The organism is Halomonas cibimaris (assembly GCF_055379665.1).
Genome location: NZ_AP043828.1, coordinates 2,358,046 through 2,379,343, shown reverse-complemented (window position 1 = coordinate 2,379,343; position 21,298 = coordinate 2,358,046). Strand labels below are relative to the sequence as shown.

Sequence of the window (21,298 nt, the reverse complement as noted above, 5' to 3'; positions counted from 1 at the left end):
CTGTGCTAGCCGCTGCTATGGGCCAGCGCCTGTATGACGGCTTTGACGGTATCGCTTGCCAGGGAATAGTAGATCGTCTGCGAATCTCGTCGCGTTGTCACCAGCGCTTGCTGGCGCAGAATGGCCAGATGCTGAGACAGCGCCGACTGGCTCAGTACCAGCCGCCGGTTCAGCTGGGTGACCGACATCTCGCCTTCGGCCAGCAGGCACAGAATGCGCAGCCGTTTGGCATTGGCCATGGCCTTGAGAAGGCTGGCGCCGGTATCAATCGCGTCGCTGTTATTGTTGAGCAGATGCATGGCGGCGTGAGAAAAGCTAGGCATGGGAGACTCCTGGCATATAGCTCCTGACATTCATGAAGACGCGGCGTGCGTTACGTTGTTGTCGATTATTTACGTTTTTGTACATTAGCGTAGTTCGTACATTAGCGCAGTTGATTCGTTCGTCATTCAACGCTGTATCAATGGTAGTTCAACGACTGTCGCCGACAGCAGTTGCGCTGTGCTGGATATGCTATTCGGCCCGGCGCTGTTTTTCCGCCGGGCGTGGCGTATAATACGGCCGCCGTGTGCAGAAGGGTTCCCTCACCCCTTCGTTTTTCATGTCATAAAAAGGAAATCTGTCGATGTTTGTCCTGACTGACCTGCAGTATCGTCGCTGCCTGCTGGTGATGGTGACGTTTCATATTGCCATCATCGCCGCCAGTAACTATCTGGTGCAGCTGCCGTTTATGCTGTTTGGCCTGCATACGACCTGGGGGGCGTTCAGCTTCCCGTTTATTTTTCTGGCAACGGATTTAACGGTGCGGCTGTTCGGCAAGCAGCCGGCCAAAACCATTGTGCAGCGCGTCATGCTGCCGGCGCTGGCGGTCTCCTATGTGGTATCGGTGGTGTTTCCCCAGGGGGAATATGCCGGCCTTGCTGCGCTGGGAGAATGGAACATCTTCGTGGCCCGCATTGCCCTTGCCAGCTTTATGGCCTATGTAGTGGGCCAAACCCTTGACGTTCACGTCTTCAACCGCCTGCGTCGAATGGCGTGGTGGGTCGCGCCGGTATGTTCCACGGTGGTCGGCAACTTTGCCGATACCCTGGCGTTTTTCTTTACCGCGTTTTATCAAAGCCCGGACGCTTTCATGGCGGCCAACTGGCTGGAAATTGCGCTGGTGGACTATGCCATCAAGCTGGGGATCAGCATGGTGCTGTTTCTGCCGCTCTACGGCGTTTTGCTGGCCTGGCTGACGCGCAAGATGAGAACCTGGACGGGGACGGCCGACGCTATCCCCAGCGTGGCCTAGGGATGCCGGGCCGCACGCCGGCAAAGCCGCCGCGCTTGAATTTCATGATGATAAGGAGCTTCTATGCCGCCTGTATCCGAGCCTTCCGTGCCTGAGTCTTCTGCGGTGCAGCTGTACTGCCTTGACAGCGGGGAGCCGGGCAGCGGTGAGCTGCCGCTGATCATTTTGCATGGCCTGCTGGGCAGCGCGGATAACTGGCGCTCGCACATGCGCGCCTGGCAGGATCAGCGCCGAGTGGTGGCGGTGGATCTGCGCAATCACGGGCGCTCGCCCCACGCCGACGGCATGAGCTATCTTTCCATGAGCGACGACGTGGTCGCGCTGATGGACCGGCTCAGTATCGAGCGGGCCCACGTGCTGGGCCACTCCATGGGCGGCAAAGTGGCCATGAGCCTGGCGCGCAGAAACCCCGGCCGGGTCGCGACGCTGACCGTTGCCGATATTGCCCCGGTGGCCTATCAGCACGGCCACGACCGCATTTTTGCCGCCATGCGCGAGCTTCAGCAGGGCCACCCCAAAGACCGCCGCGAAGCCGATGCGCTGCTGGCACGCCACATCGAATCGCGCCCTGTGCGCCTTTTTTTGGCGACCAACCTTCAGCGTGACGGCGATGAGCTGGCGCTGCGCGTGGACCTTGACCGCATCATGGACGGCTATGCCGATATTATCGCCCCGCCGGCAGGCCAGGCGCCCTTTGATGGCCCGTCCATGGTGCTGCGCGGGGAGCAGTCCGACTACGTGGAAGACGCCATGCTGCCAACGCTGCGCGGCGTGCTGCCCGGAGCGCGGCTCATTACGCTTAAAGAGGCCGGCCACTGGCTGCACGCCGACCAGCCGGATGCCTTTCGCCAGGCGGTAGAAAGGTTTCTGGGCGCACATCCGCATGGCGCCTGATGGCTATCATCTACAGCGCATCAATCTATAGCGCATGGGGATCGGCTGCCAGCGTTGACGTGGGCAGGCGAGCGTCGGTGATACCGCGATCCTGTAAAAACGCTTCCAGGCGCCGATAGCGCCGGCTGTCCACCGCGGCCGGACGCAGCGCCATGCGGCGTACCAGCGCCGGCCAAGCGGCTTCGTTGGCGCTGTTGTCCAATACCGGATAGGCCTCAATCAGGGTCTGCCAGGCGCGCTTGGGGTTTTGCGCAATCCAGCGGGTAGCGCGGCCCAGCGCCGCGGTCAGATGTTGCCAGGTGAGCTTGCGCTCGTTGAGCGTATCGCCGTTGATCATCAGAATCAGGCCGTCGTGCACCGGCAGCCCCAGCTCGGTGTAGGGAATCACGCGAGTCGCGATGCCGTCGGTTGCCAGCCGAGTGGGCAGCGCGTGGTCAAAGCCGTCCACCATGATGTCGATATTGCCCTGGCGCAGTTCGCGTTCGCCGCTGTAGTGCACGTTGCGCGGAGCGGTATAGCCGTCCGTCTGGCGCACGCTATCCGGCACCAGCAGCGGTACGATGAGTTCAGCCCCTTCTTGCGTGGCGTAGCCGTAGGTGCGCGTGGCCAGCGCGTCGAGCTCCTTGGAAGCGGCGTCACCGGCCACGATCACCGCGTTAAGCGGCGTTTCCATCAGCGTCGCGATGCGCACCAGGCGGCTGCCGTCGTGGTTACGCAAATGCAGCAGAGGCTGACGCGCCAGCGCAGCGTCGACTTCACCGGCGGCCAGCAGCTTGGCGGGCAGGGACGGATCGGCCGGTGGTCTTAGCGTAACGTCAAGTCCTTCTTTCTGATAAAACCCTTGCACCTTGGCGAGCAGCAGCGGTGCGTGCTGCGGGCTTAAAAACCAGTCGAGCATGATCGTCAGCGTTTTTACCGGCGGCGGTGTCAACGGCTCCGGGGGCGCGACGGCAACGCTGGGCGCGGGCATGACGATCTTGGCCGGTGGCCACAGCCCCTCGGGTAGTGCAACGTCGCTATCGAGTGTCAGCGGCGTATCGGCAGGCGCCTCTGCGCCGCTGGGCTGGGCGCTGACGGCGGCGCTGGCAAGCCAGAGCATCGCCAGCAGGCATAGCGCTGCGACGGGACGGCCGCGTAGCTGAGGGGCGGTTATCGATATCATGCCGGGAAGTGTAGCCGCATGATAAACGGCTTGGCTAGCTTTACCTTTCCTGGCGCCGCTTGAGCTGTGACACGCCGCGGTAAAGCATTGGCCGGCATGGCATAATGCAGAGCTGGCGAGTTCGAGACGGGGAGAGATGGACACTATATATACGTTTTTTTTACTGGGCGGTGGCTTGATGACGCTGAGCATCCTGGCCAGTCGTTTGTCGTCGCTTTTTGGTCTACCGCTTTTGCTGATTTTTCTTGGCCTTGGCATGTTGGCCGGCGAGGAGGGCATCCTCGGCATTGAGTTTGACGACTACTCACTGGCCTTCATCATTGGCCATCTGGCACTGGCCATGATCTTGCTTGACGGTGGGCTGCGTACGCGGCTGAAGACGTTTCGCGTCGGATTCAAGCCGGCGCTGCTGCTGGCGACTTTTGGCGTGCTCCTGACCAGTGCACTGGTTGGCGCCATCGCCATGCTGGTTTTTGATCTGTCCCTGGTTCAGGGGCTCTTGGTGGGTGCTATTGTCGGCTCTACCGATGCCGCTGCGGTGTTTTCCATGCTCAAAGGGCAGGGCGTCAACCTTAATGAGCGGGTGGGCGCCACCCTGGAGATTGAATCGGGCACCAACGATCCCATGGCGATTTTTCTGACGCTGATGCTGATCGAGGTGCTGATCGGAGATATCGGCGGCGTCACAGAAACGGTGGTGTTTTTTGCAGCGCAGTTTGGCATCGGCCTGGCGGTAGGCGTGGGCGGCGGCTGGATCAGCGCTCGGCTGCTGCGCTGGCTGGATCTGGCGCCCGGGCTTTATTCCATGCTGGCGCTGGGGCTGGGGTTCAGCGTTTTCGGGCTGACCAGCGTGCTGGGCGGCAGCGGTTTTCTTGCGATCTATCTGGCCGGGCTGATGATCGGTAACCAGCCCGGACGTCATATCAGCTGCATTCTGCCCGTCCACGACGGCCTTGCCTGGCTCAGCCAGATCGGGTTGTTTCTGGTGCTGGGACTGCTGGTGACGCCCAGTCAGCTATGGGATGTAGCACTGCCCGCTTTTCTGGTCGCGCTTTCGCTGATTTTTATTGCCCGGCCGCTGGCGGTTTTTTTGGCAATCAGGCCGTTTTTCCATTTTCGCGCTCGGGAGGTTGCGTTTATTGCCTGGGTCGGGCTGCGCGGGGCCGTTCCCATTGTGCTGGCGATTTTTCCGCTGATGGCGGGGGTGGCCAACGCAGCGCTGTACTTCAACGTGGCGTTTGTTGTGGTGCTGATGTCGCTGTTGATACAGGGGGGGTCACTGGCCTGGGTGGCACGCTGGATGAAAGTCGAAATACCTGACGGCGCTGCGCCCAACCGCCGAGGGTCGCTTGGCATTTTGCCGGAAAATGATTTCGAGATGTTTGTCTACGAGGTGGAAAACCTTGATCTTGACGATGTGCCTATTCGACTGCTGCGGTTTCCTTCCGGTGCGCTGATTTCAGCGCTTTTTCGCCGCCACGCCATGCTGCACCCGAAGGGCAATACGCGGCTGAAAATGGGCGATATCCTTTGTGTTATCGGTCGTGAAGCCGATATTGCAGCCCTCAATCGGCTGTTCAACGGCGATGCACGATTCAAGCAGGAACGTGCTTTCTTTGGCGCTTTTACGCTGGATGCCAGCGCAAAGATGAAAGATATTGCCCAGGCTTACGGCCTTACGCTGGGCTCAGGTACCCCGGAGATGACCCTGGCTGATTTCATGGCGTTGCGGGTAGGCGGCCATCCGGTGGTGGGCGACGACGTGGATTGGCACGGTATCCAGTGGGTTGTCAGCGAAATGGATGGCAACACCGTTACCCGAGTAGGCATCCGGCTTTACGAAAGGCGTTGACTTTCAAAGCAAGGCTGGTAGAGTACGCACCCGTCGGAGGGATGGCAGAGCGGTTGAATGCACCGGTCTTGAAAACCGGCAAGGGTTAATAGCCCTTCCAGGGTTCGAATCCCTGTCCCTCCGCCAGAATGCTTACGAATCAAGCGCCTACGGGCGCTTTTTTCGTTTGTCGCCTGCCGTATGTAGCGGCCGATTTGCCGCGTCAACATGTGACCTAACCCGGTATGAGATATGCACCCGTGGAGCGCCGGATTTCGCGCTGATGGGTAGGCTGATGGGTAGACAGTACGGAAAGGGGCTGCTGACGTTGAAAAGCTCTTGCGGCCGTGCGCTCCGGTACTTGCGTACGGAACCTTTGAGCGGCATGCTTGTCGACTGTTGCGAACACGACTAACGGAGCATGTTCACATGGCTTATAACGAATCACGCCTTTCCAGAACGCAAACAGCCCAGGGGGTAAGCGATCTGGCTGCCAGTAAGGTGCTGCGCAACACCTATGCGCTTCTGGCCATGACGCTGCTGTTTTCTGCGGCCACCGCGGGTGCCGCTATGGCCATGGGCATCGAGCGAATCAATATTTTCGTGTTTTTTATCGGTGCCTATGGGCTGATGTTTCTCGTTCACAAGACGGCAGACTCGGCAATGGGGCTGTTGGCGACCTTTGCCTTTACCGGTTTTATGGGCTTCACTCTGGGGCCGATTCTGTCTGCCTATCTGACCCTGCCCAACGGCGCTGAATTGATCATGACGGCGCTGGCCATGACCGGTTTAACATTTTTTGGCCTTTCTGCAGTGGCGCTGGTAACCAAAAAGGACTTCAGTTTTTTAAGCAATTTCTTGATGGCCGGCGGTATCGTACTGATACTGGCGATGGCAGCGGCACTGCTCTTTCAGATTGAAGCGCTGTCATTGATGGTATCTGCTGGCTTTGTGCTGTTTTCTTCAGCCGCCATACTCTATCAAACCAGCGAAATGGTGCATCGTGCAGGCGAAACCAACTACATTCTGGCGACCATCACGCTGTACGTATCCATCTACAACCTTTTTGTCAGCCTGCTTTCTCTGTTGGGCGTAATGAACAGCGACTAAGAGAATTGATAGCCGATGAACCAGGCCTTGTGCGTCCGCTACACCGATGCCGAGGCCTTTGTTTTCCCTGATCGGGTTAACTCTGAGGGCGTTACATGAACTACGCACTGCTGGTAATGGGCGCGCCGTATAGTAGCCAGGCGCCGCATTCGGCATTACGTTTTGCCCGGACCCTTCTGGCGCAGGGCCACACGCTGGAAAGCGTGTTTTTTTATCGTGACGGCGTGCATAATGCGTCTTCACTGATGACGCCTCCGCAAGACGAGGCGAACCTTCTGGAGCTGTGGCGTTCACTGCATCAAGCGTGCGGGGTAAAGCTTGATGTTTGCATTGCAGCTGCCCTGCGGCGCGGGTTGCTTGATAAAGCTGAGGCGGCCCGCCACGGCCAGAGTCACCATAACGTGTCGCCCCCCTTTGAGCTAACCGGGCTGGGCCAGCTGCTTGAATTGCAGCAGCGCTGTGATCGCGTCATTACTTTTGCCGCGTAGCCGCACCTGCCAAGGTTGGGCTTTTCTGTAAAAGGGTGATACGCCATGAATAATACGCTACTTGTCGTGATACGCAGCGCGCCACATCAGGGCGTCAGGCTGCGTGAAAGCTTGGATGCACTGCTGGTAGCCGCCGCGTTTGGTAAGCCGGTAGTACCGCTGTTCATGGGGCAGGGCATATTGGCGCTGCTGCCGGAACAATCGCAGGGTGCTCCCGGGCAGAAGGCTACGCTACCGATCATCCATATGCTGGAAATGTACGATGTCGAAACGCTGTACTTGCCCATAGACGATGCGGCAGTGCGAGGGCTTGACGATAGTCAGCTAACTGGCAACACGAAACAGCTCGATCCGAACGAAGTTCAGGCCCTGTTCCAGGGTGCGGAACACATCCTTGTTTTTTAATTGATGCCATGCAAGAGATGCTGGTGTGGCAGGAGGTAACAATGATTCTGCACGTGCTGAACTGCCCGCCGAGTAGTGGACAAGCCGCGGCTCAGGCACTTTCTGCCATGGCGCCGGGAGACGTGCTGCTGCTGATCGAAGATGGCGTGTACGCTGTGCTTGACGCCGAGTGGGAAGGTCACCGGCTTGGTCCAGAAAAACTCTATGCGTTGGAAGATGATGTACATGCCCGAGGGTTGATGAGTATCGCCAACGCTCAGAAGGTTGCGCTGGTTGGCATGGAGACCTTCGTAGCGTTGACCGCGCAGACCCGGCAAACCATCAGCTGGTATTAACGTATGTGTAACGAAAAAATATACCGTTATCTTTCAATAAATGAAAAAAAAATACCTCTAGATAGTGAAGAATACCTCGTCAATATGGAAGACTGGTCAGAAACTGTAGCAAATGCGCTGGCAGAAGAAGACGGCATCACACTAACGGATGCGCACTGGGAACTTATTTGGGTCTTGCGGCGCTTCTATGCACGTTTTGAAATGGCGCCGGCCATGCGTGCCTGGATTAAAGCTATAAAACAAGAGCTGGGCGAAGAAAAGGGCCGTTCAATTTATTTATTGTCGCTTTTTCCTGAAAGTCCGGCAAAACGTGCCGCCCGTATCGCGGGTCTGCCCAAACCTACCAACTGTCTTTAAAGCATCCTTCTAATACGCGGTTGCCGCTGCAAATGGCAGACCCAAAAGCGCCTTAAGATGCGCCTGTGATGCACTTGCCAACGACTCAAGATGATAGCCGCCTTCAAGCACTGATACCAAACGGCCATCCGCGTACAGTGCGGCAATCTCCATCGCGACCCGGGTAATCCAATAAAAATCTCCATCTTCCAGATTGATATCCGACATCGGATCATCTCGATGAGCGTCAAAGCCGGCTGATAGTAATACCAAATCAGGCTTGAAGGCATGCAATGCCGGTAACCACTGATCTTCTATCAATTGGCGGAAGTCTTCTCCGGTTGTACCCGCTTTCAGCGGCGTATTCACTACGTTATGGCATTCGTTTTCCATGTAACGCCAAGGATAGAAGGGGGTTTGGAAACTGGAACAGATCAATATATTCGGGTCATGTTGAAAGATATCAATGGTACCGTTGCACTGGTGCACATCGAAGTCGAGTATGGCAATGCGCTGAGCCGCGTATCGATCGCGCGCATAGGCGGCGGCAACGGCGATGTTGTTATAGAAGCAAAACCCCATGGTCCCCGCGGCCTCTGCGTGATGTCCCGGCGGGCGAACGGCACAGAAGACATTATCCGCCTGGTGGCGAAAAACCTGGTCGACCCCCCGCAAAGCAGCGCCGGCAGCGACTGCGGCGGCTTTCAGGCTATCGGGGTTCATCAGCGTATCGTCGTTTAGCATCACGATGTCTTGATGGGGAACCACATCCTTGAGCGCCTGCAAATGGCCGTGGGGATGTACCCGCGCCAGGTCTTCGCGGCTGGCTTCTTTGGCGTCGGACTGCATGGTCTGCTGCAGCAGGCCGGCAAGCGCAAGCCCCGCATTGATGGCTTCCAGCCGCTTGGGAGATTCGGGATGTTCCGGGCCCATATGATGCAGGGCACAGTGGGGATGTGTGATATAGGCGGTGATCATCGGGGCGCTCCGTTGAGGTTAGTGCGTAGCTTAAGCAAAAAGCAGGGGTGTTTCACACTGCCCATAGGTCGTAATGTTACGGGTAAGGCTTACTTTATTATGGGAGAGGCAAGGTGAGTACAAAATTCTTGCACCACTTTCTGCAGCCGGCATCGCTGGCCGTTATTGGCGCTTCGGAAGATTCTGAGTCTCTAGGCGGGCTGGTGCTGCGCAACGTTCAGGAAGGCGGCTTTCGCGGCAAACTGTGGGCGGTCGATCAACGCGGCGAAGCGGAAGTTTTTGGCGTCTCCCGTGTAGCGCAGATTAGTGAATTGCCGGTTATCCCGGACCTGGCGGTTATCTGTACCGATATTGAAAGCGTGCCGGGGCTCATTGATGAGCTGGGGACGTTGGGCGCCAAGGCGGCACTGGTTCTTTCCGGTGGCGCCCATCTGGATCGTGACCGTCACGATCAGGAGTCGGTGAAAAAGCGCATGCTGAGCGCTGCCCGAACATCAGGCATACGCCTTTTGGGGCCAGAGTGCATGGGCATTATCGTGCCCGGCAGAAAGCTCAACGCGTCTTACGCCAGTCAACCGGTCAAGGCCGGACGAGTGGCCTACCTTGGGCAGTCAGGCATGCTGGCCAACGCCATGATCGACTGGGCCGCCGGACGCGATATCGGCTTTTCTCATGTGGTTACGGTGGGAAACAGCGTTGATGTGTTGCTTCCCGATGTGCTGGACTACATCAACCAGTATTCCCCCGCTCAGGCCATTTTGCTGCACCTTGAGCACATTCGTGATGCCCAGCATTTTATGACGGCACTGCGCGATGCCTCACGTAACCACTTGGTGGTTGCGATCAAAAGCGGGCGCACATCCGCTGCGGCACTGACCGAGCCTTTGGTCACACCGGGCATTGCCCATCGCGATGCTGTTTTCGACGCGGCGTTTTCCCGGGCCGGCGTTGTACGCGTCGACGACTCTGACGATCTCTTGGATGCGCTGGAAACGCTATCGCACATGCGCCCGCTTAAAGGCGACCGGCTGGCCATTGTGTCAAATGGCCTGGGCCCGGCCATGCTGGCGATTGATAAGCTCATCAGCGCCGGTGGCAGGCTGGCCCGCTTTAGCAATGAAACCCGTGAAATTCTTGAGCAGCAGGGGCTGGACATCAGCAAGCCGGGAGAAAACCCGGTGGATCTCAGCGGCAACGCGACGCCGTCCCGCCTGGTCAAGGCGCTGGCTATCGTCAGCGCCGACCCGGGTGTCGATGCTGTATTGCTGGTGCATGCCGCTACCCGTCTTGCGCCGTCTCAAGAAACGGCGCAGGCGCTGATTGAGCAGCGGCCCAAAGTGCGGCGAAACCTGCTCACCAGCTGGATGGGGCTTAAAGAAGCGCAGGCCGCGCGCCATGCCTGTAGCCAAGCGAGCATTCCAACGTATATATCTCCAGAGAAAGCGGTCAAGGCTTTTATGCATATGGTGAACTACCAGCGCGTGCAGACGCTGCTGCAGGAAACACCGCCGAGCCTGCCGTTTGCAACCAGCGCCACTATTCGTGCTCACTGTCATGGTTTGATTCAAGCAGCCCGTGCCGACGGCCGGCAAACGCTTACCCACGGGGAAACCGCCCAGGTGCTCAGCGCGTACGGCATCCCCACAGCCCACAGCCTATATCTGCATACGCCGGCAGATGCGCGGGAAAAAGCCGCGCAGATTGCAGGCCCCAAGGCGCTGAAGGTTGTCCATGAAGGCAACTGTCGACCGTTTCGCTATCGCAAGCATCCACACAAGATTTCTGCCGGCCTGCTGCAGGATCTGGAAACGCCCGAGCAGGTCGCCGACGGAATCGTGCGCCTGGGCGATAAAGTACGAGAAAAATTTCCCGATTACACGATCCGCGAATATTGCCTGCAGCCCATGCAGCGGGGCAAGCACTCCATGCAGGTGTGTGCCGGTATTACCCGCGATGCGGTGTTTGGGCCGCTGATTGTTTTCGGCACCGGCGGGTATAAAGCCAACGTGCTGGCGGACCGCCAGGTCGCACTACCGCCGCTGAACATGAGCCTGGCCGCCGACGTAGTAGGGCGTACGCACGTGGCATCGCTGATACGTGAACATTCGGCAGAGCCGGAGCACGACATTAAGCAGCTTTGCGAGCTGCTGGTCAAACTTTCGCAGATGGCAACGGACTTGCTGGAACTGCAAGGGCTTGAGCTCAATCCGCTGCTGCTCAACCGTGACGGTATGGTAGCGGTAGACTTTGCCATGGACCTGGGCAAGCCGGCACGCTTTGCGATCATGCCGTATCCTGAAGAGCTTAGGGAATGGACGACGCTGAAAAACGGCTGGCCGGTTGAAGTGCGCCCGGTACGTGCCGAAGATGCACCGCTGATTAGTGCTTTTCATCGCCGGCTTTCTGAACAGAGCATTCGCTTTCGCTACTTCCACAACAAAGCCGATCTTTCCCAGCGGGATCTGTCTATCCTTTCGCATATTAACTATGACCGCCAGATGGCCTTTATTGCCGAGTATCAGCCGGAAGAGGGCGAGCGTGAAATGCTCGGTGTCGTGCGCGTATGGAATGATCCGGATAATCTACGCACGGAATTTTCCATTATTATCCGCGATGATTTGCAGGGGCTGGGGATCGGTAGCCTGTTAATGCAAAAAATGATCAGCTATTGCCGCCATATCGGCATTATCGAAATGGTCGGCACTATCATGATGGATAATCGTCCCATGCGGGCACTGATGAAACACTTGGGATTCAAGTGCCGTTTTGATATGGAAGAGCAGGTAGTAGAGGCCGTTTTACGGCTGAACGAGCCGGAAAACGAGTGGCAGCGCCACCGGCTGGAAAGCTCCGTATAAAGAGCGCCGTCACGCCGTAAACGGCCTCCTGGATCGCTGCCAACGGCTCAGGGCGCCAGACGAAAGCGCTGCCAGCTCTCGCTGTCGCGGCGCTCGTAACGAATCCGGTCATGCAGTCGGCTTGGCTGACCCTGCCAGAATTCGATCATGTCCGGCAGTACACGGTAGCCCCCCCAGTGAATGGGCCGTGGAACTTCCTGATTGTCGTACGCTTGTTCAAAGCGCTGCTGGCGTTCTTCAATCCAGTTGCGATCGGGGATGATGACGCTTTGAGTGGCGATCCATGTACCCAGCTGACTGTTGCGCGGGCGGCTGTTGAAATACGCGTCGGATTCATCGGCATCTACCTGCTCGACGCTGCCTTCAATGCGCACCTGGCGAGACAGCGCCGGCCACCAGAACGTCAGCGCTGCATAGGGCACGTTGCTCAGCTCGCTGCCCTTGTGGCTATGGTAGTTGGTATAAAATACCATGCCGTTTGCATCAAAACCTTTGAGCAGCACAACCCGTGCGTGCGGGCGCCCCTGGCTATCCGCTGTGGCCAGCGTCATGGCATTGCCGTCTTCGCCTTCCTTTTCCAGCGCCAGCGTTATCCATTCATCGAATAACGTGAACGGATCGGCGGGCGTTTGCGAGTCGTCAAGACGACCGCCTTCATAGTCACGCCTGATATCGGCTATGTTGCGTGTCATGGGGTTTCTCTCTTGAATGTATGCATCATGTTGGCTGCTATAATAGCAAAGCTCAACCCGATCAGCTCAGCTGAACCATGAGCATGTAGGCTACGGTGCCCAGCACAATGGAAAGCAAGGCGTTGCGTCGCCATACGTGCAAGCCGGCCACCACCAGCGAAGCGAACACCAGCGGCAGGCCGCTGTCGCCCATGTTCAGCTGCCAGCTCGACGTTAGCGGCGTAAAGTCACGCAGGGCATAGATTACCAGAATCAGCATGACGGCCGGCGGTAAATAGCGGCCAAGATGCAAGACCAGCGGGTGATCGGCCTGTCGTGACAGGGCAATAAAGGGAAGAATACGGGTCGCGAAGGTGGCAAGTGCGCAAACCACGATCAGTTGCCATACCGGGTCAGACAGCATGAGAATTCTTCCGGCGTTGGTCATGAGAGTAATGCGCCAGCAGTAATAAACTGGCGCTGCTGATAGCGCCCAGCAGCAAATGGCGTTCCGGCAGCAAAAAAACGGCGCCGAGCCCTGTCAGCAGGGCGATGCCAAAGGGCAACGCCTGTTTCAGCCGCTTGGCCTGCTCAAGCGTAAGGACAATAAACAGCGCAGTCAGAGCGAACTCTATTCCCTGGCTATTAAACAGCTGGGCGCTGCCTACCGCAATACCGATTAGAGTGCCGGTAAACCACCAAAGATGATTGAGCAGGCTGATGCGAAACCCCAGCGCATGAGAATAGGCCGACTGGCTGGTCAAAAGCGAATAGGTTTCGTCGGTCAGGGCAAAGATCATGTAGAGCTTGCGCCAGCCCGCGCCTTGAAAGCGCTTTAGCAAGGATAAGCCGTAAAACACATGGCGCGAATTGAGCATCATCGTCGCCACGGCGACCTCGGTTAGCCCCGCGCCTGCAGCCAGCAGCGTCGTCGCCAGGAACTGCCCGGCACCGGCATAGATGATCAGCGACATCACCGCGGCTGCATACCAGGGAATGCCCACTTCAATGGCCACGATGCCAAAGGCGGCCCCCAGCGGTAAGTATCCAAACATGACCGGCAGGGTTTGCTTGCCGGCTTCGCGCCACGTTTGACTGATCACGTGCCTGTCTCCTTGATCACACACTTTCCCTTGGTGGAACTATACCGTCCGGCATGCTTGTTTACCCGGCTCATATTCTATGAGAAAGACAAAATAAATGCGAAACTGCTCTATCGATATGTCATCGGCTAATCTGAGGAGCAGGCTATGCAGCGTATTCGTGTCTGGGATGTTTATGTAAGGCTTTTTCATTGGGCGTTGGTCCTTGCCGTGCTGGTATCGTTTTACACCATGAAAACCGAAGCCAAGCCGTTTCTCTTCCCGGCAGAGGTACATGCCAAGGCGGGCTATATTGTCCTTGGGCTGCTGGCCTTTCGCTGGTTCTGGGGCATTGTCGGCAGCTTTTTTGCACGCTTCGCGACATTTCTGCGCTCTCCGCAAACGTCTCTGGATTACGCTTGGGGCCTGATCAAGCGAAATCCCCAACCCTATGCCGGACACAATCCCATCGGCGGCTGGATGGTATTGGTGATGCTGCTGTCACTGACGTTTCAGGGAGTGAGCGGTTTATTTCTCAGCGATGATATCTTTTTTGAAGCGCCGCTTTACGCCGCGCTGGGACAAGACGTTAGCAAAACGCTGCTGACGCTACACAATTACAACGCGACGCTGCTGCTGGTACTGATCGGCTTGCATCTGGGGGCCATTGTGTTACATCGACTGCTGGGCGAGAAGCTGGTGGGTGCCATGTTCACCGGCAACAAGCGCTTGCCCGGCCCGCCCGTGGATGCCGCTCCCGATTCGCCTACGCTGACGCAGCGTCCGCTATGGCTGGGCCTGGTGGCTATTGCCGGTGCCGCGAGCGTCAGCTTGACGTGGTGGTTCTGGTAAAACGCTCACACGCCTGAAAAACATACGCGCTAAAAAAGTACATACGCACTAAAAAGGACATGCGTACTGAGAAATACAAAAGCGGGAAGCCGCAGCTTCCCGCTAAAAGCTATTCGGAAAAGTCGCCCGAAAGCCGGCAGCGCCGCTATGCGGCGGCTGGTTTATTCGGCGCGATAGTCGTCGTGGCAGTTTTTGCAGGTTTTGCCTACTTTGGACAGCTGGGCGCGCGAGGTACGAAAATCCTTTTCCTGGGCAATCTTGGCCAGTTTTTGTGCCTCGTCCATCATATCCTGCTGCTTTTGCTGAAAGTCATCCGGATTGTCGGCAATCTTGGCAAGCGCATCGGTGTTGATGCCGTGGCCGTCGTTTTGGTAGGTGCCATCGACAAACCCTTCCCACGGCATGGAAGCCAAATCCGCTACGTTTTGCGCGCGACGGGCAAATTCGTCGGCGTCGTATTCCACGTCGCCCTTGGCCATATCCGCAATCGGGCTGAAGTGCCAGCCTATAACGCCAAACGCCGACTGACGATAGTGAATCGCGTCTTCAGGCTCAGCGGCACTGGCCGTAGCCCCCAGAGTCAAAAGCACGGCACAGGCCGCAGCGCTCAGGCCGGTTTTCATAATACGCATCAGGTTTCTCCTTTATCTTTTACACGGCTATATCTTTACAGGACGATTACACAGCAGCGATCGCGCACGATTTCTGGCACGCTGCGGTGCAACGTCTATAGCGGTTAACGCATTCTACGTCCGCTTACCTTAGCTTAATAAACTTATTACCTGAAGATGTAAAAAAGTAGCACCTTACGCAGAGCGCGCGATTCAGCTATCGGCGCGCTCGCGCAGTAGCCGGCTGCGAAATCGTGCGTAGCCCATGCAGCCGGTGAATAGCGCCAGCGCCACCCCGGCTTCGAGCAGGCCGCGAAAGTGCTGACCGGGCAGGGTGGCGACCATCACGCCCTGCATGAAATACAGCAGGCTAACAAACGCAAGCCAGGCATGCCCGCGCGGACGCTGGCCAATTACCGAGGGCAGAAACAGCACCAGCGGAAGCACAAACGCCACGATAGGGCGCCAGTTGAAACCGGCGTCGTCTTGAATCAGCAGGCCGCGATAGACCATCAGCGCCAGCAGTACGATAAAGCTTACGATGACCAACCGGCGAGCGCGCCGGGTTAACGTGGCAAGGCCTTGCCGTTGCTCCAGCTCCTCCAGCCATTGGCGCATCACCTCGCCTCCCGCATGGCCGCAAGTGCAAGCCCCAAACGGGCCATGCGTTTGCCCTGGGCCACGCACAGCGCGCGCTCATGCTCATCCACCGGACGGTCGCTGCGCGGGCCGGCAAGGTGACTGGCGCCGTAGGGCGTACCGCCGCCCTGGGTTTCCAGCAGTGCGGTTTCGCTGTAAGGAATGCCGGCATACACCATGCCGTGATGCAAAAGCGGCAGCAGCATGGACACCAGCGTCGTTTCCTGGCCGCCGTGAAGGCTGGCGGTTGAAGTAAATGCGCAGGCCGGCTTATCGATCATCGCACCGTTGAGCCACAGGCTGCTGGTGGTATCAAGAAAATACTTGACCGGCGAGGCCATGTTGCCAAAACGCGTGGGGCTGCCCAATGCCAGGCCGCTGGCGTGGCGCAGGTCATCGTGGTCGACATACACGGCGCCTTGTTCGGGAATTTCCGGCGCCACTGCCTCAGACACCGGCGATACCGGCGGCACAGTGCGCAGGCGCGCCTCAATCCCGGGGATGCTTTCGACCCCTTTGGCGATCTGTCGCGCCATGTCGGCTGTCGCGCCGGAGCGGGAATAGTACAAAACAAGAATATACGGCAGTTCGGAACGCATTAGCGGGCTCCCTGGTGGGCATCGTTGTCCACGCTGATGGTATCAGAGCCGGGGCACCCCATGGGGGTTTGCCCGTCACCGCTTGGTGATAATCGCCGGTAGACCCAGGCTTGAGTGCCGTCAGCAAGCGTGATCAACCGGCGAGTATAGCGAACGCCAAGCCGTTCATAGCGGTCAAGCCGGGAAAGCTCAGCGGCAGACGCGCGAAATACCTGGCCGGCTACCCGGCCGTTTTTTGCCGGGGCGATATTGAGCCCGCAGCGCCGAAAACCGGGCAGGGTGGCATCATCAATACGCCCAGCAGTGCCCATCACTACATAGCGTACCGGCGCGTAGCGCAGGGTGCCGTAAACAAACACCTGATGCGAACCGGGGCGTACAGGCGCCAGATCCGCCGGACGCTGATAGCCCCAGGGGCTCAGCCAGACAAACCACCACCACACCGCCAAGGCCAGCAGCACCGTGCCGACAAGTGCTATACCATAGGCCACGATACGCTTAAGCCGCCTGGCGGGTTTTGGTACGCTGGCGTCGTCAGCAACGCCGTGGGAATGCGCGCTGTCTCGATGAGCGTTTCGATGAGCGTTGTTCCGATTCCATCGCGTCATGGGTTGTCAGCCGGAGGTAAGAAAAATGAGCCAGCCACTGCGTGACCAGGCAGACTTTGCGGCCATGGTCGGCGAGGTAACGCCGCTCAAGCGCGATAACCGCGCCGATCCGGGCAAGGCGCCGCCGGACAGTGCCGATGCCGGGCAGGCCCGGCGCGACGCGGCGGAGCAAGACGTCAGCGAGCGCAACTTCCTGTCGGATGATTTTGTCGAGCTGCTGGCACCGAATGATCCTATGGCGTACCGCCAAAACGGCATTCAGCAGGGCGTGGCCGACAGGCTGAGGCACGGCGGCTACCCGGCGCAGGCACAGCTTCATCTGCTGCGTTTGCCGCTGACCGAGTGTCGAAGGCAGCTGTTTGCCTTTATCGAAGAGGCCGGCAGCAGCGATCTGCGCGCCGTGCTGATTGTGCACGGTCGCGGGCGAGAAATCGACAGCCCCGCCAACGTGCTGCGTTCCTACATCGCCAAGTGGCTACCCCAGTTTGACAGGGTGCAGGCGTACGCCTCGGCGCAGCCGGCAGACGGCGGCCTGGGGGCCACTTGGGTTATGCTGCGCAAAAGCCCGCGCGCCCGGGCCAACAACCGCGAGCGCCAGCAAAAACGCCGCGGCTAGTTGCGTCTCAGGCTAAGCCGGGTCGTAGGAGAGCACAGGCGCCAGCCAGCGTTCCATATCATCCAGCGGGCGGCCCTTGCGCGCGGCGAGCGCTTCGACCTGATCCCGAGTGATCTTGCCGGTGGAAAAGTATTTCGACTGCGGATGAGAAAAATACCAGCCGGCCACGGCAGCGGCCGGCCACATGGCAAAGTTCTCGGTCAGCTCAAGGCCGGTGTGCTCGGTGGCATCCAGCAGCGCGAACAGCTTGGTTTTCTCGGTGTGGTCCGGGCAGGCCGGATAGCCCGGTGCCGGGCGAATGCCCTGGTAGTGTTCGGCAATCAGCTCGGCGTTGTCCAGGGTTTCCTCCGGCACATAGCCCCAGTATTCCTTGCGCACTCGCTCATGGAGCAGCTCGGCGAAGGCCTCGGCCATGCGGTCGGTGAGCGCTTGCACCATAATGGCGCTGTAGTCGTCGCCGGCATCCTTGTAAGTTTGGCTGAGTTCGTCCACGCCGTGGCCGGTGGTTACGGCAAAGCCGCCGATCCAGTCGGGCTTGCCGGTGTCTTTGGGTGCGACGAAGTCGGCCAGGCTATAGCACAGGCCGTCCCGGCCCTTGGTAGTTTGCTGGCGGATGTGATGGAGCCGTTCGACCACCTCGGTGCGGGATTCATCGCGGTAGATTTCAATTTCATCGTCGTTGACGCTGTTGGCCGGCCACAGGCCGATGACGCCCTTGGCCCGAATGCGCTTTTCGCTGATCATCTTGTCGAGCATGGCGCGGGCGTCGGCAAACAGGCTGCGCGCCGCTTCGCCGACCACCTTGTCATCGAGAATTTTCGGGTACTTGCCGGCCAGCTGCCAGCTCATGAAAAACGGCGTCCAGTCGATAAAATCGACGATCGCTTCGAGATCGTAGTCGTCAAACGTCACCAACCCCTGGGTGTGAGGTGCCGGCGGCGTATAGGCTTCCCAGTCGGTACGAAAGCGCCGCTTGCGCGCCTGCTCGTAGGTCAGATCGGCGGCTTTGGGCCGGCGCTTGGCGTTACGCTCGCGCACCTTGTCGTAGTCGGCGCTGATTTCGGCCACGTAGGCGTCTTTCAGATTGTCCGCCAGCAGCCGGCTGGCCACGCCCACCGCGCGGGAAGCGTCGGTGACGTAAATCACCGGGTTTTGATACTGCGGGTCGACCTTGACCGCCGTGTGCGCCTTGGAGGTGGTGGCCCCGCCGATCAAAAGCGGCAGCTCGAACTTTCGGCGCTGCATTTCCTTGGCGACGCTGACCATCTCGTCCAGCGACGGCGTAATCAGTCCGGAAAGCCCGATCATGTCGGCGTTTTCGTCGATAGCGGTTTGCAAGATCTTCTCCGCCGGCACCATGACGCCAAGGTCAATCACCTCGTAATTGTTGCACTGCAGCACCACGCCGACGATGTTCTTGCCGATATCGTGAACGTCGCCTTTCACCGTGGCCATGACAATCTTGCCCTTGGCCTGGGCATTTTCGTCCTTTTCCGCCTCGATATAGGGCAGCAGATGCGCGACCGCCTGCTTCATCACCCGGGCAGACTTGACCACCTGGGGCAGAAACATCTTGCCCGCGCCGAACAGATCGCCCACCACGTTCATGCCGTCCATCAGCGGGCCTTCGATGACCTCGATGGGGCGGTCGAACTGCTGGCGGGCCTGTTCGGTGTCGTCAACGATGTGGCTGGTGATGCCCTTGACCAGGGCGTGTTCGATGCGCTTGGCGACGTCGTATTCACGCCATTCCAGGTCTTCTTTTTTGGACCCACCGCCGGCGGCCTCGTTTTTGTACGTTTCTGCAAGGTCAAGCAGGCGCTCGGTGGCGTCGTCCCGGCGGTTGAGTACTACGTCTTCCACGGCGTCGCGCAGCTCGGCGTCCAGGTCGTCGTACACCCCCAGCTGGCCGGCGTTGACGATGCCCATGGAAAGGCCCGCCTTGACCGCGTGATACAAAAATACCGAGTGAATGGCCTCGCGCACGGCGTTGTTGCCGCGAAACGAGAACGACACGTTGGAAACGCCGCCGGAGACCATGGCGTGGGGCAGGTTGTCGCGAATCCACTCCGTGGCCTGAATAAAGTCCACGCCGTAGTTGTTGTGCTCTTCAATGCCGGTAGCGATGGCAAAGATATTGGGGTCGAAGATGATATCTTCGGCGGGAAAGCCGATGTCGTCCACCAGCAGGCGGTAGGCGCGCGCGCAGATTTCTGTCTTGCGCTGGAACGTATCCGCCTGGCCGTCTTCGTCAAACGCCATGACCACGACCGCCGCGCCAAAGCGCCGGCATTTGGTCGCCTGCTCGCGGAATTGCGCCTCGCCTTCCTTGAGCGAGATGGAGTTGACCACGGCCTTGCCCTGAATGCAGGCAAGGCCCGCCTCGATGATCTCCCACTTGGAGGAGTCGATCATGATCGGCACCCGGGCAATATCGGGCTCGCCGGCGATCAGGTTGAGAAAGCGCACCATGGCATCCCGGGATTCGAGCATCCCTTCGTCCATGTTGATGTCGATGACCTGGGCGCCGTTTTCCACCTGCTCCAGCGCGACCTCCAGCGCGGTGGTGTAGTCTTCTTCCTTGATCAGCCGCTTGAAACGCGCCGAACCCGTCACGTTGGTGCGCTCGCCGACGTTGACGAACAGCGAGTCGGCCTCGATGTTGAACGGCTCAAGGCCTGAAAGCCGGCAGGCGGCGGGGCGCTTGGGGATCTCGCGAGGGGCCATGCCGGCCACGGCCTCGGCGATCATGCGGATATGCTCGGGCGCCGAGCCGCAGCAGCCGCCGATGATGTTGACCAGCCCGCTTTCGGCGAACTCGGCGACGATGGACGACATTTCCTCGGCGGACTGGTCGTATTCGCCAAACTCGTTGGGCAGCCCGGCGTTGGGGTGGGCCGAGACAAAGGTATCGGCCTTTTCCGCCAGCTCGGCCAGATAGGGGCGCAGCTCCTCGGCGCCCAGCGCGCAGTTAAGGCCGACGGAAAACGGCTTGGCGTGGCGCACGGAGTTCCAGAACGCCTCGGTGGTCTGGCCGGAGAGCGTGCGCCCGGAGGCATCGGTAATGGTGCCGGAAATCATCACCGGGGTGCGCTCGCCGCGCGCCTCGAACAGCTCTTCCAGCGCATAGATGGCCGCCTTGGCGTTGAGCGTGTCGAAGACCGTTTCGATAAGGATCAGGTCCGCGCCGCCGTCCACCAGCGCGGCAGCCGCTTCGAGATAGTTTTCCCGCAGCGCATCGAAAGTTACGTTGCGTTTGGACGGGTCGTTGACGTCCGGAGACAATGACGCGGTGCGCGAGGTCGGCCCCAGCACCCCGGCCACGTAGCGCGGCGTGCCGGTCTCACTGGCCACCGCGTCGCAGACGTCGCGCGCCAGTCGTGCCGCTTCGAAGTTGAGCTCGCCGACCAGCGTTTCCATGCCGTAGTCCGACTGGGACAGCCGGGTGCTGTTAAACGTGTTGGTTTCGATGATATCGGCGCCGGCCTCAAGGTAGTCGCGGTGAATCCGCGTCACCACGTCCGGGCAGGTCAGTACCAGCAGGTCGTTATTGCCCTTTAGATCGCTCGGCCAGTCGCTGAAGCGCTCGCCTCGAAACTCGGCCTCGCTGAGCTGCGCGTTTTGCAGCATGGTGCCCATGCCGCCGTCGAGAATCAGAATGCGTTGCGCAAGGCGCTCTTCAAGGGTCGCGGTTACAGCACTAGCAGCCATAGCAGAGGGAGATCTCCAGCGTCACCGTAAAAGTTGGATTTGTGTTGCGCTGCCGGCAGGTGAGCGGGCACGGCAGGCGGGCAAGCTACTATATCAAAGCGCACGCCTGGGCGCAGCTTGCCGGGTAAAGCCGAGTAAAACGGTCAGGATTGTGTCGGCGTCCGGTTTTGCTTACCATTGGGGAAATATTTGCCGCAATGCGCAGCCCGGCTGCCACG

The 21,298-nt window shown here is 59.0% G+C and carries 22 protein-coding genes and 1 tRNA gene; 12 read left to right on the top strand and 11 right to left on the bottom strand.

Annotated features, from left to right (window positions below; genetic code table 11):
• Positions 1–5: 5 nt before the first annotated feature.
• The gene (locus ACZ415_RS11120) at positions 6–323 is read right to left on the bottom strand and encodes an ArsR/SmtB family transcription factor (RefSeq protein WP_344704743.1); all 318 of its coding nucleotides are present in this window, start codon (positions 321–323) and stop codon (positions 6–8) included.
• A 302-nt stretch (positions 324–625) separates the two neighbouring features.
• Here ACZ415_RS11120 and ACZ415_RS11115 point away from each other — a divergent pair, with 302 nt between their 5' ends.
• On the top strand, positions 626–1,294 hold the full coding sequence (locus tag ACZ415_RS11115; RefSeq protein WP_344704742.1) for a 7-cyano-7-deazaguanine/7-aminomethyl-7-deazaguanine transporter: 669 nt from the start codon (positions 626–628) through the stop codon (positions 1,292–1,294).
• A gap of 63 nt (positions 1,295–1,357) precedes the next feature.
• On the top strand, positions 1,358–2,188 hold the full coding sequence (locus tag ACZ415_RS11110; RefSeq protein ID WP_344704741.1) for an alpha/beta fold hydrolase: 831 nt from the start codon (positions 1,358–1,360) through the stop codon (positions 2,186–2,188).
• 25 nt (positions 2,189–2,213) lie between these two features.
• Here ACZ415_RS11110 and ACZ415_RS11105 read toward each other — a convergent pair whose 3' ends face one another.
• Positions 2,214–3,350: an ABC transporter substrate-binding protein gene (locus ACZ415_RS11105; RefSeq protein WP_344704740.1), complete on the bottom strand. Its 1,137-nt coding sequence runs from the start codon at positions 3,348–3,350 to the stop codon at positions 2,214–2,216.
• A 136-nt stretch (positions 3,351–3,486) separates the two neighbouring features.
• On the opposite strand from ACZ415_RS11105, the gene ACZ415_RS11100 reads away from it, so the two are divergent.
• The 7 genes from ACZ415_RS11100 to ACZ415_RS11070 all read left to right on the top strand — a co-directional run bounded on the left by ACZ415_RS11100 (position 3,487) and on the right by ACZ415_RS11070 (position 7,876).
• A complete protein-coding gene (locus ACZ415_RS11100; protein ID WP_344704739.1) occupies positions 3,487–5,202 on the top strand; it encodes a potassium/proton antiporter in 1,716 nt (571 codons plus the stop codon).
• Positions 5,203–5,237: 35 nt separating this feature from the next.
• Positions 5,238–5,328 (top strand) — tRNA-Ser (locus ACZ415_RS11095).
• A 282-nt stretch (positions 5,329–5,610) separates the two neighbouring features.
• The gene (locus ACZ415_RS11090) at positions 5,611–6,291 is read left to right on the top strand and encodes a Bax inhibitor-1/YccA family protein (protein ID WP_344704738.1); all 681 of its coding nucleotides are present in this window, start codon (positions 5,611–5,613) and stop codon (positions 6,289–6,291) included.
• A 95-nt stretch (positions 6,292–6,386) separates the two neighbouring features.
• Positions 6,387–6,779, top strand: coding sequence for a sulfurtransferase complex subunit TusD (gene tusD, locus ACZ415_RS11085; RefSeq protein ID WP_344704737.1), 393 nt, complete (start codon positions 6,387–6,389; stop codon positions 6,777–6,779).
• A gap of 45 nt (positions 6,780–6,824) precedes the next feature.
• Complete coding sequence (locus ACZ415_RS11080) at positions 6,825–7,184, top strand: DsrE family protein (protein ID WP_344704736.1); 360 nt, start codon at positions 6,825–6,827, stop codon at positions 7,182–7,184.
• A gap of 41 nt (positions 7,185–7,225) precedes the next feature.
• Entirely contained in the window at positions 7,226–7,519 is a 294-nt protein-coding gene (gene tusB / locus ACZ415_RS11075) for a sulfurtransferase complex subunit TusB (protein WP_344704735.1), read from the top strand.
• A gap of 3 nt (positions 7,520–7,522) precedes the next feature.
• A complete protein-coding gene (locus ACZ415_RS11070; protein ID WP_344704734.1) occupies positions 7,523–7,876 on the top strand; it encodes a TusE/DsrC/DsvC family sulfur relay protein in 354 nt (117 codons plus the stop codon).
• A 9-nt stretch (positions 7,877–7,885) separates the two neighbouring features.
• Here ACZ415_RS11070 and ACZ415_RS11065 read toward each other — a convergent pair whose 3' ends face one another.
• On the bottom strand, positions 7,886–8,833 hold the full coding sequence (locus ACZ415_RS11065; protein ID WP_344704733.1) for a histone deacetylase family protein: 948 nt from the start codon (positions 8,831–8,833) through the stop codon (positions 7,886–7,888).
• A 113-nt stretch (positions 8,834–8,946) separates the two neighbouring features.
• Between ACZ415_RS11065 and ACZ415_RS11060 the strand changes: the two genes are divergently transcribed.
• Positions 8,947–11,691: a bifunctional acetate--CoA ligase family protein/GNAT family N-acetyltransferase gene (locus ACZ415_RS11060; protein WP_344704732.1), complete on the top strand. Its 2,745-nt coding sequence runs from the start codon at positions 8,947–8,949 to the stop codon at positions 11,689–11,691.
• A 47-nt stretch (positions 11,692–11,738) separates the two neighbouring features.
• Here the strand turns inward: ACZ415_RS11060 and pdxH are convergent, their stop codons facing one another.
• The 3 genes from pdxH to ACZ415_RS11045 form a co-directional block, all read right to left on the bottom strand.
• Positions 11,739–12,383: a pyridoxamine 5'-phosphate oxidase gene (gene pdxH / locus ACZ415_RS11055; RefSeq protein ID WP_344704731.1), complete on the bottom strand. Its 645-nt coding sequence runs from the start codon at positions 12,381–12,383 to the stop codon at positions 11,739–11,741.
• A gap of 61 nt (positions 12,384–12,444) precedes the next feature.
• The gene (locus ACZ415_RS11050) at positions 12,445–12,786 is read right to left on the bottom strand and encodes a branched-chain amino acid transporter permease (protein ID WP_344704730.1); all 342 of its coding nucleotides are present in this window, start codon (positions 12,784–12,786) and stop codon (positions 12,445–12,447) included.
• Positions 12,776–13,465, bottom strand: coding sequence for an AzlC family ABC transporter permease (locus tag ACZ415_RS11045; RefSeq protein ID WP_344704729.1), 690 nt, complete (start codon positions 13,463–13,465; stop codon positions 12,776–12,778). Before ACZ415_RS11045 ends, ACZ415_RS11050 begins: the two co-directional genes overlap by 11 nt.
• Positions 13,466–13,612: 147 nt before the next feature.
• Here ACZ415_RS11045 and ACZ415_RS11040 point away from each other — a divergent pair, with 147 nt between their 5' ends.
• The gene (locus ACZ415_RS11040) at positions 13,613–14,296 is read left to right on the top strand and encodes a cytochrome b/b6 domain-containing protein (protein ID WP_344704728.1); all 684 of its coding nucleotides are present in this window, start codon (positions 13,613–13,615) and stop codon (positions 14,294–14,296) included.
• A gap of 161 nt (positions 14,297–14,457) precedes the next feature.
• On the opposite strand, the gene ACZ415_RS11035 is transcribed toward ACZ415_RS11040, so the two are convergent.
• From ACZ415_RS11035 to ACZ415_RS11020, 4 genes are all read right to left on the bottom strand, one after another.
• Positions 14,458–14,928 carry a c-type cytochrome gene (locus ACZ415_RS11035; RefSeq protein ID WP_344704727.1) on the bottom strand — a complete coding sequence of 157 codons (471 nt, stop codon included), beginning with the start codon at positions 14,926–14,928 and terminating at the stop codon, positions 14,458–14,460.
• 192 nt (positions 14,929–15,120) lie between these two features.
• On the bottom strand, positions 15,121–15,525 hold the full coding sequence (locus tag ACZ415_RS11030) for a DUF2069 domain-containing protein (RefSeq protein WP_344704726.1): 405 nt from the start codon (positions 15,523–15,525) through the stop codon (positions 15,121–15,123).
• The gene (gene wrbA / locus ACZ415_RS11025) at positions 15,525–16,145 is read right to left on the bottom strand and encodes an NAD(P)H:quinone oxidoreductase (RefSeq protein WP_344704725.1); all 621 of its coding nucleotides are present in this window, start codon (positions 16,143–16,145) and stop codon (positions 15,525–15,527) included. Before wrbA ends, ACZ415_RS11030 begins: the two co-directional genes overlap by 1 nt.
• Positions 16,145–16,636 carry a gamma-glutamylcyclotransferase family protein gene (locus ACZ415_RS11020; protein ID WP_344704724.1) on the bottom strand — a complete coding sequence of 164 codons (492 nt, stop codon included), beginning with the start codon at positions 16,634–16,636 and terminating at the stop codon, positions 16,145–16,147. The genes wrbA and ACZ415_RS11020 overlap by 1 nt, the downstream gene beginning before the upstream one ends.
• A 142-nt stretch (positions 16,637–16,778) precedes the next feature.
• Here ACZ415_RS11020 and smrA point away from each other — a divergent pair, with 142 nt between their 5' ends.
• Positions 16,779–17,369: a DNA endonuclease SmrA gene (gene smrA, locus ACZ415_RS11015; RefSeq protein ID WP_344704723.1), complete on the top strand. Its 591-nt coding sequence runs from the start codon at positions 16,779–16,781 to the stop codon at positions 17,367–17,369.
• 12 nt (positions 17,370–17,381) lie between these two features.
• Here smrA and metH read toward each other — a convergent pair whose 3' ends face one another.
• The gene (gene metH, locus ACZ415_RS11010) at positions 17,382–21,080 is read right to left on the bottom strand and encodes a methionine synthase (protein WP_344704722.1); all 3,699 of its coding nucleotides are present in this window, start codon (positions 21,078–21,080) and stop codon (positions 17,382–17,384) included.
• Between the last annotated feature and the right edge of the window lie 218 nt (positions 21,081–21,298).